Below are 13,883 nucleotides of genomic sequence, written 5' to 3'. Positions count from 1 at the left end.
CTCGCGGACGGGGCATCGCCATCAGGCGGTGCCCCGTCCGCATGCCTGCTGGGGCGGCGGCTGGTCGCGGCGCAGGAACCTCGGGCACACTGTCCTCATGACGATCTCTTTCGACGACCGCTCCGTCAGCACCTGGCTCACCGACATGGACGGAGTGCTGGTGCATGAGCAGCAGGCGCTGCCGGGGGCGGCGGAGTTCATCGCCGAGCTGCAGCGCTGCGACCGCCGCTTCCTCGTGCTGACCAACAACTCGATCTTCACGCCGCGGGACCTGCGGGCTCGGCTGTCGCGCGCCGGGATCGACCTCGCCGAGGAGAGCATCTGGACGAGCGCCCTCGCCACCGCCCAGTTCCTCTCCGAGCAGTCGCCGGGAGCGGCGGCGTACGTGATCGGCGAGGCCGGGCTCACCAGCGCGATGCACGATGCGGGGTTCATCCTCTCGGACACGGACGTCGAGTTCGTCGTGCTGGGGGAGACGCGCACCTACTCCTTCGAGGCGATCACCCGGGCGATCCGGCTGGTCGGGCAGGGGGCGAAGTTCATCGCCACCAACCCGGACGTGACCGGGCCCAGCACGGAGGGGCCGCTGCCGGCGACCGGCTCGGTGGCGGCGATGATCACGGCCGCGACCGGGATCGAGCCCTACTACGTCGGCAAGCCGAATCCGCTCATGATGCGCACGGCCCTGAACCGGATCAGCGCCCATTCGGAGACCTCGGTGATGATCGGCGACCGCATGGACACGGACGTGAAGTCCGGGCTCGAGGCGGGTATGCGCTCGATCCTCGTCCTGTCCGGTTCGACGGCGCGCGAGGAGATCGTCCGCTTCCCGTACCGTCCGACCATGGTGCTCGACGGCATCGCGGATGTGGTCCCCCTCATCGAGCAGCTCACCCCCGCCTCCTACGAGGAGCTGGGCGAGGACTGATCGTCTCCGCTCCGGCCGGAGGCGGCCCGAGGTACGAGGGGCGCCGCAGGTCGGTGCGGTGGCGATCGGTCGGTATGGACAGGACTGATCGTCTCCGCTCCGGCCGGAGATGGGCGGCACGACGGCGGGGCGCACGGTCATGAGATGATCGTCCCCATGCTCCGATGGATCACCGGTGGGGAGTCCCACGGCCAGTCTCTGATCGCAATGCTCGACGGCGTCCCCGCCGGGATCGAGCTGACCTCCGACGACATCCGCGATGTCCTCGCGCGGCGTCGTCTGGGCCATGGCCGGGGCACCCGCCAGAAGTTCGAGAAGGACGTGGTGCGCGTGCTCGGCGGCCTGCGTCACGGCCGCACGATGGGCTCGCCGATCGCGATCGAGATCGCCAACAGCGAGTGGCCCAAGTGGGAGAAGGTCATGTCCGCGGACCCGGTCGCGCGGGAGGACCTGCTGGTGGACGCGGGGACCGGTGACGAGCGGGAGATCGCCCGCAACAAGCCGCTCACGCGCCCTCGTCCGGGTCACGCCGATCTCGCCGGTCTGCTGAAGTACGGCTTCGACGAGGTCCGTCCCATCCTGGAGCGGGCCAGCGCCCGGGAGACCGCGGCTCGTGTGGCGGCCGGGAAGGTCGCCGCGGCCCTCCTCGAGCAGGCTGCGGGCATCCGGCTCGTCTCGCACACCCTGGCGGTGGGACCCGTGCGCGTCCCGGAGGACGCGCCGCTCCCGGCGCCCGAGGACGGCGAGGTCCTGGACGCGGATCCGGTGCGCTGCTTCCATGCGGAGACCTCGGCGCGCATGGTCGCGGAGATCGACGCCTGCAAGAAGGATGGCGACACCCTCGGCGGCGTCGTCGAGGTCCTCGCCTATGGCGTGCCCATCGGCCTCGGCTCCCACACCCAGTGGGACCGGCGCCTGGACGGGAGGCTCGCCCAGGCGATCATGTCGATCCAGGCCATGAAGGGCGTCGAGATCGGGGACGGCTTCACGACCGCGTCGCGTCGCGGATCCGCCGCTCAGGACGAGATCCTCGCGGGGGAGGGCCCGGCGAGCACGACGCGGGTCAGCAACCGTGCCGGCGGGCTCGAGGGCGGCATCTCCAACGGTCAGGTGATCCGCGTGCGCGGTGCCCTCAAGCCGATCTCGACGGTGCCCCGCGCGCTGCGCACGGTCGATATCCTCACGAACGAGCAGGCCACCGCGAACCATCAGCGATCGGACGTGTGTGCGGTCGCTCCGGCGGCGGTGATCGCGGAGGCCGTGGTCGCACTGACCCTGGCTGACGCCCTCCTGGAGAAGACCGGCGGGGACAGCATCGAGGAGATCCGTGCGCATCTGGAGGCGACGACTCTCCTGCAGCGCCGTCGCGGGGAGGACCGCGCCTCGTGAGCGCAGCCCGCTCCGGGCCTCTCGCCGTGCTGATCGGGCCGATGGCGGCGGGGAAGAGCACCATCGGCCGCCATCTCGCGGAGCTCCTCGGCGTGCCCTTCCATGATCTCGACGACCTCGTCGTCACCGCCGCCGGGCGCAGCATCCCCGAGATCTTCGCGGACGGAGGGGAGGTCGCCTTCCGGCGTCTGGAGGAGCAGACGCTGCGCGAGGCGCTCGCGCACGGCAGCGGCGTGCTGAGCCTCGGCGGGGGAGCGCCCATGACCACGGGCGTGCAGCCGCTGCTGAGGACGGCACCCGTGGTGCTGCTGGAGATCGACCGGGCCACGGCGGCACGGCGCATCGGATCCGGAGAAGGGCGGCCGATGCTCGACGGCGAGGATCCCCTCGAGCGCTGGACGCGGCTCACCGCCCAGCGCTCGTCGACCTACCGCGCACTGGCCCGCTGGCAGATCGACGCGAGCACGGAGTCGGTCCCGGGCCTGGCCCGCCGCATCGCCCGGCTGCTCTCCTCCGACATCGACACCCCGACGAGCGGGAAGGACCGCCCATGAGCACCACCGTCATCCCTGTCAGCACCCCCACCGGCGGCTACGACGTGCTGGTGGGCCGCTGCATCCTGGCAGACGTCCCCGCCCGGATCCCGGAGCGGGCGGGGCGGGTCGTCATCATCCACCAGCCCACGCTGCGGGACGTCGCCGAGCAGCTGCGGGAGGCGATCGCAGACACCGGCCGCAGCGCCTTCCTCGCCGAGGTCCCCGACGGCGAGGAGGCCAAGACCGCGCAGGTCGCCGGCTTCCTGTGGGGCGTGTGCGGGCAAGCGGAGATCGGCCGACGCGACCTGGTCATCGGCCTCGGCGGTGGTGCGGCCACCGATCTCGCGGGCTTCGTCGCCGCCTCGTGGCTGCGCGGCGTCGACGTCCTGCAGGTGCCGACGACGGTCGCCGCGATGGTCGATGCCGCGGTCGGAGGGAAGACGGGGATCAACACGTCCGAGGGGAAGAACCTCGTGGGCGCCTTCCACCCTCCGATCGCGGTGATCGAGGACCTCGACGTCCTCGCCGGCCTCGGCGCCCATGACGTGGCCGCCGGGCTCGCCGAGGTCGTCAAGGGCGGGTTCATCGCCGACCCGCGGATCCTCGAGATCATCGAGGAGGATCCGGCGGCCGTGCTGGACGTGTCCTCCGCCGCGTTCCGCGAGGTCGTCGAGCGGAAGATCCGGGTGAAGGCGCGGATCGTCTCCGCGGACCTCACCGAGCAGGGCGACCGCGAGATCCTCAACTACGGGCACACCCTCGCCCATGCGATCGAGCGCAACGAGCGCTTTCAGTGGCGCCACGGCGCGGCGGTCGCGGTGGGCATGATGTTCGCCGCCGAGCTCTCGCACCTGGCCGGGAAGCTGTCCGAGGAGGAGGTCGACCGCCATCGTCGGGTCCTCACCTCCCTGGGACTGCCCACGACCTACCGCGACCGGCAGTGGCCGAAGCTCGAGGACGCCATGCGCCGGGACAAGAAGACGCGGTCGGGGGTGCTGCGGTTCGTGGTGCTGGACCGGGTCGGGCAGGTCTCCCGCCTGGAGGGGCCCGATCCGGCGCTGCTGCTGGCCGCCTACGCCGCGATCACCGCGGAATGAGCACGCCCCGCAGGGAGCCGGGCTCCGACGCCCGGCCTGCGATCCATCCGGTGCGGATCGGGCCGGTCGCGCTCGGGCCCGGCCGGCCCCGGGTGATCGTGCCCCTGACCGGTGCCGATCCCGACTCGCTGCGGGAGCAGGCCGGTGCCGTCCCCGGCAGCGGAGCGGACCTCGCGGAATGGCGCGCTGATCATCTGCTCGCCGGGGGCGCCGAGGCTGCCGAGCTCCTCCTGCTCGCCGCGGAGCTGCGAGTCCAGCTGGGGTCCTGCCCGCTGCTGCTGACGGTCCGCACCCGGCGGGAGAACGGCGCCGCGGATCTGGGCGCGCAGGAGTACGCCGAGCTCCTCGGGGCGGTGATCGCCGCCCGTGCCGCCGATGCGCTGGACGTCGAGATGCTCGCGGACGAGGCGGTCTCCGCCGGGATCGTCCACCGGGCGCATGAGGCCGGTATCCCCGTGGTCGGCTCCCACCACGACTTTGACGGGACCCCTCCCCAGGCCGAGATGACGGCCCGGCTGGTCCGGATGGCCCGGCTCGGCGCCGACGTGCCCAAGCTCGCGGTGATGCCGCGCGATGTGCAGGATGTCCTTGCGCTGATGGCCGCGACCGCCGAGGCGCGGAGCCTCCTGCGAGGACCGCTGATCACCATGAGCATGGGGGAGCTGGGCGCGATCACCCGGCTGGGCGGGGGGATCTTCGGATCCTGCGCCACCTTCGGCGCCCTCCGCGAGGCCTCGGCCCCCGGTCAGCTGCCGGTCCGGGAGCTCCGCGCGGCCCTCGATCTGCTGGGCGGGGCCAGCGGCCCGGGCCCGGTGCGGCATCGGGGGGCGGATGCCCGCTGAGCCACGCCGATGCCCTGCGCCGATGCGCGGCGGCGTGAGGCCGGCTCTGCCGCTGTCGACAGGTCCCTGTGCACGGCGGGCTGCTGTGGACCGAGGGCGTGCCTCCCGGCGATGAGCGCACCCGGGTCAGGGACTGCTCGCCGAGGGGGCCGATCCCAGGTCGTCGGCCACCAGACGGGGGCCGGTGGCATCGGGCGGAAGCGCGGGGATCGCCCCGGTCTCGCGGGCGACGCGACGGCGCTCGCTGCGGCGCACCCGGCGCACGAGGGACCGCATCTGGCCCGCCGAGAGCGTCACCTGCCAGTCCTGGTGGCCCGGCAGGATCCAGCTGCGCCACTGCGAGAGGATCGCCAGGCCCATGCCGAGCAGGACGGCGACCAGCACCAGCGGGCCGGGCAGATGGAATTCCTGGACCAGCGCCGCACCGGTCGCCGTGACCAGGGCGCTGGTCGCGTACAGGGGACCGCCCCCGAAGATGATCGGGATCCGGCCCACGAGCAGGTCGCGGATCGCGCCGCCGCCCACGGCCGAGACGATGCCCAGCAGGAGCGCGGCGAGCACATCGAGACCGGCGGCGAGGGACTTCAGCGTGCCCGTCGCAGCCCAGAGCCCCAGCGCGGTCGCATCCAGCCCCACCATGAGCCGGCGCCAGGCCGTGCCGTCCGCGCCGACGAAGAACGAGAAGCCGGCGCCGGCGAGCGCACAGACGAGGTACCACGGGCCGTCGAAGGCGGCCGGGACTCCCTGGTCCAGGATCACGTCGCGCAGGATCCCGCCCCCGAGGCCGGAGACGATGCCGATCGCCGCGAAGCCGACGGGATCGAAACGCAGCCCGCGGGCGATCGAGCCGCCGGTGATGCCCATGACCACCACGCCCACGAGGTCCAGGGCGCGCAGCAGTTCGTGGGAGGCGAGCAGTTGCACAGGGGTCACAGCAGGCCACGATAGGCGAGCGCATGCCTAGACTGGCAGGCATGGAACGCTCCGTGACGGGACCCACCTTCGTGCGCATCGGCCTCACCGGCGGGATCGGAGCGGGCAAGTCCACCGTCGCGGGGATCTGGCGCGGGGAGGGGGTCCGGGTGATCGATCTCGACGCCCATTCCCGCGCCGTGCTCGACCAGCCGGGGGAGGGCCTCGAGGAGGCCATCGCCCGCTTCGGCGAGGAGTTCCGCCTCCCCGGCGGCACGGCGGACCGGGCGAGGCTCGCACGCCTGGTCTTCGCCGATCCTGCGGCACGTGCGGACCTGGAGCGCATCGTGCTCGACCGGGTCGACCGCGCGGTCGCGGACGAGGAGGGACAGGCCGTGCGGGCGGGGGAGCGCCTGCTGGTCCATGACAGCCCCCTGCTGCTGGAGAAGGGGCACGACGACGGCCGCTATGACCGGGTGGTCGCGGTCCTCGCCCCCCGGGGGCAGCGGATCGAGCGCGTCGAGAGGCACCGCGGGAGACCGCCCTCGTACACCGAATCGGTGATGGAGGCCCAGGTCACGGACCGTGAGCGCATCCTCCGCGCGGATGCCCTGCTGGTGAACAACGCAAGCGCACAGGTGCTGCGAGGTCGCGCGCTCGCGCTCCTGGGGCGTCTGCGGGCGGAGCTGCTCCCATGACGCCCTCGGCATCGCCGAACGCCGACGGGGCGAGGACGCGGCGCACCCGCAGCGCCCTCGTCGATGCCCTCGTGGTCCCGGTGCTCGGGGCGCCGATGGCCGGCGGTCCGAGCACCCCGGAGCTCGCCGCGGCGGTCACGGGCGCCGGCGGTCTGGGGAGCCTCGCCGGCGGGTACCGGACGGCCCGGCAGGTCCTCGCGCAGATCCGGGAGGCGCGCCTGCTCACTGACGGACCACTGGGCCTGAACCTCTTCATGCCGGAGGAGGTCCGCCCGGACCCGGCGGACCTCGCACGCTACGCCGCGGCGCTCGCCCCCTGGGCGGCGGAAGCAGGTCGTGCGACCCCGGTCCCGCCGGACATCGATCCCGTCCAGGAGGATCGTGAGCTCGAGGAGACGCTCGAGGCGGTGCTCGCCGTGCCCGGGCGCGGCATCGACCTGATCAGCACGACCTTCGGCCCGCCGAGCCCGGAGCGGGCCGATCGCATCCATGCTGCCGGAATCGAGCTGGGGATCACCGTGACCACGCCGGAGGAGGTCCGCTGCGTGCTGCCGCTGGCCCCGGAGATCCTCGTGGTCCAGGGGCCCGAGGCGGGCGGGCATCGCAGCACCTTCCGTCAGGACGAGGAGCCGTCCGGGCGTCCGCTGCCCGTTCTCCTCGCGGAGGTGCTGGGCGTTCTCTCGGCCGCGCAGGGAGAGGGCGGCGAGCGCCGCCCCGCCGTGGTCGCCGCAGGCGGGATCTCCTCGCGCGAGGACGTGCGGGCGCTGCTGGCGGCGGGGGCCGATGCGGTGCAGGTGGGGACGCTGCTGCTGCCGGCCGTCGAGGCCGGGACGCGGCCGGTGCATGCGCGGGCGCTGGGCGGGGACTCCCCGACGGTCGTGACGCGCGTCTTCACGGGTCGGCCCGCCCGGGCGCTCGTGACGCGCACGACGCGGGAGCTCGCAGCCCAGCAGGTCGTCGGCTACCCGCACGTGCACCGCATGACCGCTCCGCTGCGGGCCGCCGCCGGGGACGATGCGGGCCGGCTCCACCTCTGGGCCGGGACCGGGCACGCCGGGGCCCGTCCCGGGACGGCGGCGCAGATCCTCCGGGCCCTGGATCCCGCCGCCACCGGCGATCCGCGGACAGGACCTGTCCGCGAAGGGTCGTAGGCTCGTCCCATGCGTCCCGTCACCGATCTCGTCCGCGCCCTCAACCCCTTCGAGGTCATCTCCCCGTACCAGCCCTCGGGCGACCAGCCCCAGGCCATCGCCGAGCTCGCCCGGCGCATCGAGGCCGGGGAGCAGGACGTCGTGCTGCTCGGCGCGACCGGCACGGGCAAGAGCGCCACGACCGCCTGGCTCATCGAGAAGCTGCAGCGCCCCACCCTGGTGATGGCGCACAACAAGACCCTCGCCGCGCAGCTCGCGAGCGAGTTCCGGGAGCTGCTGCCGAACAACGCGGTCGAGTACTTCGTCTCGTACTACGACTACTACCAGCCGGAGGCGTACGTCCCGCAGTCGGACACGTACATCGAGAAGGACTCGAGCATCAACGCGGAGGTCGAGCGGCTGCGCCACAGCGCCACCAACTCGCTGCTCACCCGCCGCGACACCGTCGTGGTCTCCTCCGTCTCCTGCATCTACGGTCTGGGAACCCCGCAGGAGTACGTGGATCGCATGGTCCGCCTCGCCGTCGGCGATCAGCTGGACCTGGACCAGCTGCTGCACCGCTTCGTGGACATGCAGTACGACCGCAACGACGTCTCCTTCGAGCGCGGCACCTTCCGCGTGCGCGGGGACACCGTCGAGATCATCCCGATGTACGAGGAGCTCGCGATCCGGATCGAGTTCTTCGGCGACGAGATCGACGCGCTCTACACCCTGCATCCGCTGACCGGGGAGGTCGTGCGCGAGGAGCAGCAGATCCACGTCTTCCCGGCCTCCCACTACGTGGCGGGCCCCGAGCGGCTCTCCCGGGCGATCGACTCGATCGAGGTCGAGCTCGCCGAGCGGCTCGAGGAGCTCGAGTCCCAGAACAAGCTGCTCGAGGCGCAGCGCCTGCGCATGCGCACCACCCACGACCTCGAGATGCTGCGGCAGATGGGCAGCACCAACGGGGTCGAGAACTACTCGCGCCATCTCGACGGGCGCGGACCCGGCACCCCCCCGAACACCCTCATGGACTACTTCCCCGAGGACTTCCTCCTCGTCATCGACGAGTCCCATGTGACGATCCCGCAGATCGGGGCGATGTACGAGGGGGACCGCTCCCGCAAGCGCACCCTGGTCGACTTCGGCTTCCGCCTGCCGAGCGCGCTCGACAACCGCCCCCTGACCTTCGACGAGTTCGTGCGCCGCACCGGGCAGACGGTCTACCTCTCCGCGACCCCCGCCGAGTACGAGCTGCAGAAGTCGCGCGGGGTGGTCGAGCAGATCATCCGCCCGACCGGTCTCGTCGATCCGCGGGTGATCGTCAAGCCCGTCAAGGGGCAGATCGACGACCTGCGCGCAGAGATCGAGAAGCGGGTCCAGGCCGATGAGCGCGTGCTGGTGACGACCCTGACCAAGCGCATGGCCGAGGACCTCACCGACTTCCTCCTCGAGAACGGTGTGCGCGTGCAGTACCTCCATTCCGACGTCGACACCCTGCGTCGGGTCGAACTGCTGCGCCAGCTGCGCATGGGCGAGTTCGACGTGCTGGTCGGCATCAACCTGCTGCGAGAGGGCCTGGACCTGCCGGAGGTCTCGCTGGTGGCGATCCTCGACGCCGACAAGGAGGGCTTCCTGCGCTCGCGCACCTCGCTCATCCAGACCATCGGTCGCGCCGCCCGCAACGTGTCCGGCGAGGTGCACATGTACGCGGACCGGATCACGGACTCGATGCAGCAGGCGATCGACGAGACCAACCGCCGCCGGGAGAAGCAGATCGCGTACAACGAGGAGAACGGGATCGACCCGACCCCGCTGCGCAAGAAGATCGCGGATGTCACCGACATGCTCGCGCGCGAGGACATCGACACCGAGACCCTCATGTCCACGGACTACCGCTCCGGCAAGGAGCGGGTGGCCCGCGATCGGGCGCGGGCGCAGGCGACCGATGCCGTGACCGCGCGCAGCGTGGACCTGGGCGATGATCCGGTCGGAGCGCTGAGCGGGATGATCGACGAGATCACCGCCCAGATGCATCAGGCCGCGGAGACCCTCCAGTTCGAGGTCGCCGCCCGTCTGCGCGACGAGGTCACCGAGCTGAAGAAGGAGCTGCGCCGCGTGCAGCGGTCGAGCTGAGCATCGGGGCGCCGCCCGGCCCTCCCGCGGGGGCCCGGAGGGGCGTCTCCCACGAGAGGAGAGCAGGTCATGCTCAGCACGCTCATGACCGCCGGGCACCGTCTCCGCCGGATCTGGTGGAGGCTGCGGCGGCCTCGTACCTTCGGCGTGAAGGTCCTCCTGCTCCATCCGGAGGATCCGGGACGGTTCCTGGCCGTGCGGCACTCCTACACCGATCAGGACCGGTGGGCGCTGCCCGGGGGCCGTTTCCGGCCGGGCCGGGAGGCGGCCGAGGCCGCGGCCCGGCGGGAGGTCCGCGAGGAGCTCGGCCTCGACATCGCCGGTCCGCTCGACGAGCTCGCGACGGTCCGCAGCCGGGCGGAGGGGAAGCGCGACACGATCACGATCTTCGCGGGGACGGCGGGGAGCCCTCGCGCGAGGACCTCGCTCGAGCTGCGGGACGCTCGGTGGGCCGCGACCGATCTCAGCGATCTGCCCGGCCAGGATCCGACCTCCCGATGGCTCCGCCTGGCCCTCGAGTCCCGTCGCTCCTGACGTCGGCGCCTCCCGCTACCAGCCGCGCTCGGCCCACTCGTCCAGATGCGGCCGCTCCGCACCGAGGGTCGTGTCGTCGCCGTGACCGGGATACACCCAGGTCGCGTCGCCGAGCACGTCGAAGATGCGTTCGCGCACATCGGACAGCAGCTGCTCGAAGCGCCGCGGATCGCTCTGCGTCGCGCCGACGCCGCCGGGGAACAGGGAGTCGCCGGTGAACAGGTGGTCGCCGTCGCCGCCACCGCGCCACAGCAGGGCGATCGAGCCCGGCGTATGGCCGCGCAGGCCGATCACCTCGAGATCGTGCACCCCGACCCGCAGGGTGTCCCCGTGGCGCAGCGGCTCCGCGGTCGGCACGGCGATGCCGGGGACGTCCGCCGCGCCGGCGGCGGTCACCGCGCCCGTGGCCGATTCGACCGGAGCCAGCGCTCCCCAGTGGTCCTGGTGCTGGTGCGTGGTCACGATGGTGTCCAGGCGGGAGACGGGAGAGCCCTCGCGCACCAGCTGCAGGAGCCGGGGTGCATCGGCTGCGGCGTCGATGAGCAGCTGGGCGCCGGAGACGCGGCATGTGAGCAGATAGGCGTTGTTGTCCATCGGGCCCACGGCGGCCTTGCGGATGATCATGGTCGGCATGATGCGCAGGGCGGCGGGGCCGCCGACCTCGACGTGCGGGGTGTAGGGGTCCGGGGTGCTCATGCGCCGAGCATAGGGGAGGGAGCCGGGAGCGGGTTCGTACGGAAGTTCGAGGACAGGATCTGTCCTGCTCTGTCGAGAGGAAGCGGTCGGGCGTCCCTCTCCGCCACTACGATGGACCGGTGAGTGATTCGCTGGTAGTCCGTGGTGCTCGGGAGCACAACCTCAAGAACGTCGACATCGAGATCCCCCGGGATCGCCTGGTGGTCTTCTCCGGGCTCTCGGGCTCTGGGAAGAGCTCCCTCGCCTTCGACACGATCTTCGCGGAGGGCCAGCGCCGCTACGTCGAGTCGCTGTCCTCCTACGCGCGCCAGTTCCTCGGTCAGATGGACAAGCCCTCGGTCGACCACATCGAGGGGCTCTCCCCGGCGGTCTCGATCGACCAGAAGTCCACCAACCGCAATCCGCGTTCGACCGTCGGGACGATCACGGAGATCTACGACTACCTGCGCCTGCTGTTCTCCCGCACCGGCGTGCAGCACTGCCCGACCTGCGGTGAGGTCGTGACCGCCACGAGCGCCGAGCAGATCGTCGACATCCTCCTCGAGCTCGAGCCCGGCACCCGCTTCCAGCTGCTGGCCCCGGTGCTGCGCGGGCGCAAGGGCGAGCACGTGGACCTGCTGTCCTCCCTGCGCGCGCAGGGCTACGCCCGCGCCAGGATCGACGGGCGCCTGCGTCGGCTGGATGAGGACATCGAGCTGGACCGCAAGCTCAAGCACTCGATCTCCGTGGTCGTGGACCGTCTGGCCGCGAAGCCGGACGCGCGCCGTCGCCTCACCGACTCCGTCGAGACCGCGCTGCGCCTGGCCGAAGGGCTCCTGGTGGTCGACTTCGTCGATCGCGACGACGACGATCCCTCCCGCATGCGCCGCTTCTCGGAGGCGCGCGCCTGCCCGAACGGCCACGAGCTCACCATCGACGACATCGAGCCGCGGTCCTTCTCCTTCAACGCCCCCTACGGAGCCTGCCCGGAGTGCACCGGGCTCGGCCAGAAGCTCGAGGTCGACCCGGAGCTCGTGGTCCCCGACGAGGACCTCTCCCTCGCCGAGGGCGCGATCGCGCCCTGGACCATGGGCTCGAGCGACCATCATCAGGAGATGATGGCCGGGCTCGCCGAGAAGCTCACGTTCCGGATGGACGTCCCGTGGCGGGCGCTGCCCCAGCGCGCCAAGGACGCCCTCCTGCACGGCAGCGACTTCGAGGTGCACGTGCGCTACCGCAACCGCTTCGGCCGCGAGCGGACCTACTCGACCGGTTTCGAGGGGGTCATGCACTTCCTGAACCGGCGGCACACGGACACCGAATCCGACTGGGCGAAGGAGAAGTACGAGCAGTTCATGCGGGAGGTGCCCTGCGCCGCCTGCCATGGAGCGCGCCTGCGCCCGGAGATCCTCGCCGTCACCGTGGGCGGCCTCTCGATCGCGCAGCTGTGCGAGCTGTCGATCCGCGAGGCCCAGGAGTTCGTGCTGAACCTGAAGCAGAGCGAGCGCGACGCGGAGATCGCCGAGGAGATCCTCCGGGAGGTGCGCTCGCGCCTGGGCTTCCTGCTCGACGTGGGACTGGACTATCTCTCCCTCGCCCGTGCGGCAGGCACGCTCTCCGGCGGCGAGGCGCAGCGGATCCGCCTGGCCACCCAGATCGGCTCCGGACTGGTCGGCGTGCTCTACGTCCTGGACGAGCCGTCGATCGGCCTGCACCAGCGCGACAACGAGCGCCTCATCGCCACTCTCACCCGGCTGCGCGACCTCGGCAACACCCTCATCGTCGTCGAGCACGACGAGGACACGCTCAACGCCGCCGACTGGGTCGTGGACATCGGTCCGCTCGCCGGCGAGTACGGCGGGCACGTCGTCCACTCCGGCTCCGTCGAGGACCTGAAGACCAATCCGGACAGCCTCACCGGGCAGTATCTCAGCGGACACCTGTCCATCCCCGTGCCCGCGGCGCGCCGGCCCGTCGACAAGGGACGGCAGCTGACCGTCGTCGGTCCGCGGGAGAACAACCTCCGCGGCATGGACGTCACCTTCCCCCTGGGGACGTTCACCGCGGTCACCGGCGTCTCCGGCTCCGGGAAGTCGACGCTCGTCAACGACATCCTCTACGCGGTCCTGGCCAAGGAGCTCAACCGGGCCCGCCTCGTCCCGGGGCGGCACAAGCGGGTCACGGGACTCGAGCACCTCGACAAGGTCGTGCACGTGGACCAGTCGCCCATCGGGCGCACCCCGCGCTCCAACCCCGCGACCTACACGGGCGTCTGGGACCGGGTCCGCACCCTGTTCGCCCAGACCTCCGAGGCGAAGATCCGCGGCTACCAGGCGGGACGTTTCTCCTTCAACGTCAAGGGCGGACGCTGCGAGGCCTGCTCCGGCGACGGCACCATCAAGATCGAGATGAACTTCCTGCCGGACGTGTACGTCCAGTGCGAGGTCTGCCACGGCAACCGCTACAACCGCGAGACCCTCGAGGTGCGCTTCAAGGGCAAGAACGTCGCCGAGGTCCTGCACATGCCGATCTCCGAGGCGGTCGAGTTCTTCGAGGCCGTCCCGGCGATCCGGCGCCAGCTCCAGACCCTGGTCGACGTGGGCCTGGGCTACGTGCGCCTGGGCCAGAGCGCGACCACCCTGTCGGGCGGCGAGGCGCAGCGCGTCAAGCTCGCGTCCGAGCTGCACAAGCGCCACAACGGCCGCAGCGTCTACGTGCTCGACGAGCCGACCACGGGTCTGCACTTCGAGGACGTCCGCAAGCTCCTCGGCGTGCTCGACGGACTCGTCGACAAGGGCAACACCGTGATCGTGATCGAGCACAACCTCGACGTCATCAAGAGCGCGGACTGGGTCATCGACCTGGGGCCCGAGGGCGGTGCCGGCGGCGGACAGGTCGTGGCCACCGGCACCCCGGAGAAGGTCGCCCGGGTCGCCGAGTCGTACACGGGACGGTTCCTCGCCCCCATGCTGGAGCCCGCGGGGCGGGCCGCGAAGGGCCGCTGAG

General features: G+C 71.7%; 12 protein-coding genes. 10 read left to right on the top strand and 2 right to left on the bottom strand.

Features of this window, described 5'->3' with window-relative positions; translation table 11 throughout:
- The first annotated feature begins 97 nt into the window (after window positions 1-97).
- The 5 genes from ACFFF6_RS12755 (at window position 98) to aroD (ending at window position 4,792) form a co-directional block, all read left to right on the top strand.
- A complete protein-coding gene (locus tag ACFFF6_RS12755) occupies window positions 98-928 on the top strand; it encodes an HAD-IIA family hydrolase (protein WP_376981283.1) in 831 nt (276 codons plus the stop codon).
- Window positions 929-1,084: 156 nt separating this feature from the next.
- Window positions 1,085-2,317 carry a chorismate synthase gene (aroC, locus tag ACFFF6_RS12750; protein WP_376981346.1) on the top strand — a complete coding sequence of 411 codons (1,233 nt, stop codon included), beginning with the start codon at window positions 1,085-1,087 and terminating at the stop codon, window positions 2,315-2,317.
- Complete coding sequence (locus ACFFF6_RS12745; RefSeq protein ID WP_376981281.1) at window positions 2,314-2,871, top strand: shikimate kinase; 558 nt, start codon at window positions 2,314-2,316, stop codon at window positions 2,869-2,871. Before aroC ends, ACFFF6_RS12745 begins: the two co-directional genes overlap by 4 nt.
- Window positions 2,868-3,950: a 3-dehydroquinate synthase gene (gene aroB, locus ACFFF6_RS12740; protein WP_376981279.1), complete on the top strand. Its 1,083-nt coding sequence runs from the start codon at window positions 2,868-2,870 to the stop codon at window positions 3,948-3,950. The genes ACFFF6_RS12745 and aroB overlap by 4 nt, the downstream gene beginning before the upstream one ends.
- Window positions 3,947-4,792 carry a type I 3-dehydroquinate dehydratase gene (aroD, locus tag ACFFF6_RS12735; RefSeq protein ID WP_376981277.1) on the top strand — a complete coding sequence of 282 codons (846 nt, stop codon included), beginning with the start codon at window positions 3,947-3,949 and terminating at the stop codon, window positions 4,790-4,792. The genes aroB and aroD overlap by 4 nt, the downstream gene beginning before the upstream one ends.
- 126 nt (window positions 4,793-4,918) lie before the next feature.
- On the opposite strand, the gene ACFFF6_RS12730 is transcribed toward aroD, so the two are convergent.
- Window positions 4,919-5,725, bottom strand: coding sequence for a trimeric intracellular cation channel family protein (locus tag ACFFF6_RS12730; protein ID WP_376981275.1), 807 nt, complete (start codon window positions 5,723-5,725; stop codon window positions 4,919-4,921).
- Between the two features lie 41 nt (window positions 5,726-5,766).
- On the opposite strand from ACFFF6_RS12730, the gene coaE reads away from it, so the two are divergent.
- The 4 genes from coaE (at window position 5,767) to ACFFF6_RS12710 (ending at window position 10,202) form a co-directional block, all read left to right on the top strand.
- Complete coding sequence (gene coaE, locus ACFFF6_RS12725; RefSeq protein ID WP_376981273.1) at window positions 5,767-6,402, top strand: dephospho-CoA kinase; 636 nt, start codon at window positions 5,767-5,769, stop codon at window positions 6,400-6,402.
- On the top strand, window positions 6,399-7,553 hold the full coding sequence (locus ACFFF6_RS12720) for a nitronate monooxygenase (RefSeq protein WP_376981271.1): 1,155 nt from the start codon (window positions 6,399-6,401) through the stop codon (window positions 7,551-7,553). The genes coaE and ACFFF6_RS12720 overlap by 4 nt, the downstream gene beginning before the upstream one ends.
- A gap of 9 nt (window positions 7,554-7,562) precedes the next feature.
- Window positions 7,563-9,668 (top strand): excinuclease ABC subunit UvrB, encoded by a 2,106-nt coding sequence (gene uvrB, locus ACFFF6_RS12715; RefSeq protein WP_376981269.1) that lies wholly within the window; start codon window positions 7,563-7,565, stop codon window positions 9,666-9,668.
- Window positions 9,669-9,737: 69 nt separating this feature from the next.
- Complete coding sequence (locus tag ACFFF6_RS12710) at window positions 9,738-10,202, top strand: NUDIX domain-containing protein (protein ID WP_376981267.1); 465 nt, start codon at window positions 9,738-9,740, stop codon at window positions 10,200-10,202.
- A gap of 15 nt (window positions 10,203-10,217) precedes the next feature.
- Here the strand turns inward: ACFFF6_RS12710 and ACFFF6_RS12705 are convergent, their stop codons facing one another.
- Window positions 10,218-10,898, bottom strand: coding sequence for an MBL fold metallo-hydrolase (locus tag ACFFF6_RS12705; protein WP_376981265.1), 681 nt, complete (start codon window positions 10,896-10,898; stop codon window positions 10,218-10,220).
- A 119-nt stretch (window positions 10,899-11,017) separates the two neighbouring features.
- On the opposite strand from ACFFF6_RS12705, the gene uvrA reads away from it, so the two are divergent.
- Window positions 11,018-13,882: an excinuclease ABC subunit UvrA gene (gene uvrA, locus ACFFF6_RS12700; RefSeq protein WP_376981263.1), complete on the top strand. Its 2,865-nt coding sequence runs from the start codon at window positions 11,018-11,020 to the stop codon at window positions 13,880-13,882.
- Window position 13,883: the final 1 nt, after the last annotated feature.

It is taken from the genome of Brachybacterium hainanense (genome assembly GCF_042434575.1).
Taxonomy (GTDB): domain Bacteria; phylum Actinomycetota; class Actinomycetes; order Actinomycetales; family Dermabacteraceae; genus Brachybacterium; species Brachybacterium hainanense.
Note: the sequence above shows the minus strand (reverse complement) of the source record. Positions and strands in the feature narration are given on the sequence as shown.

What these genes read in the sequence shown, in the direction of transcription:
- aroD (WP_376981277.1), top strand. Translation starts at nt 3,947, where the DNA reads ATGAGCACGCCCCGCAGGGAGCCGGGCTCCGACGCCCGGCCTGCGATC.
- ACFFF6_RS12710 (WP_376981267.1), top strand. Translation starts at nt 9,738, where the DNA reads ATGCTCAGCACGCTCATGACCGCCGGGCACCGTCTCCGCCGGATCTGG.
- ACFFF6_RS12720 (WP_376981271.1), top strand. Translation starts at nt 6,399, where the DNA reads ATGACGCCCTCGGCATCGCCGAACGCCGACGGGGCGAGGACGCGGCGC.
- ACFFF6_RS12755 (WP_376981283.1), top strand. Translation starts at nt 98, where the DNA reads ATGACGATCTCTTTCGACGACCGCTCCGTCAGCACCTGGCTCACCGAC.
- uvrB (WP_376981269.1), top strand. Translation starts at nt 7,563, where the DNA reads ATGCGTCCCGTCACCGATCTCGTCCGCGCCCTCAACCCCTTCGAGGTC.
- aroB (WP_376981279.1), top strand. Translation starts at nt 2,868, where the DNA reads ATGAGCACCACCGTCATCCCTGTCAGCACCCCCACCGGCGGCTACGAC.
- aroC (WP_376981346.1), top strand. Translation starts at nt 1,085, where the DNA reads ATGCTCCGATGGATCACCGGTGGGGAGTCCCACGGCCAGTCTCTGATC.
- ACFFF6_RS12705 (WP_376981265.1), bottom strand. Translation starts at nt 10,898, where the DNA reads ATGAGCACCCCGGACCCCTACACCCCGCACGTCGAGGTCGGCGGCCCC.
- coaE (WP_376981273.1), top strand. Translation starts at nt 5,767, where the DNA reads ATGGAACGCTCCGTGACGGGACCCACCTTCGTGCGCATCGGCCTCACC.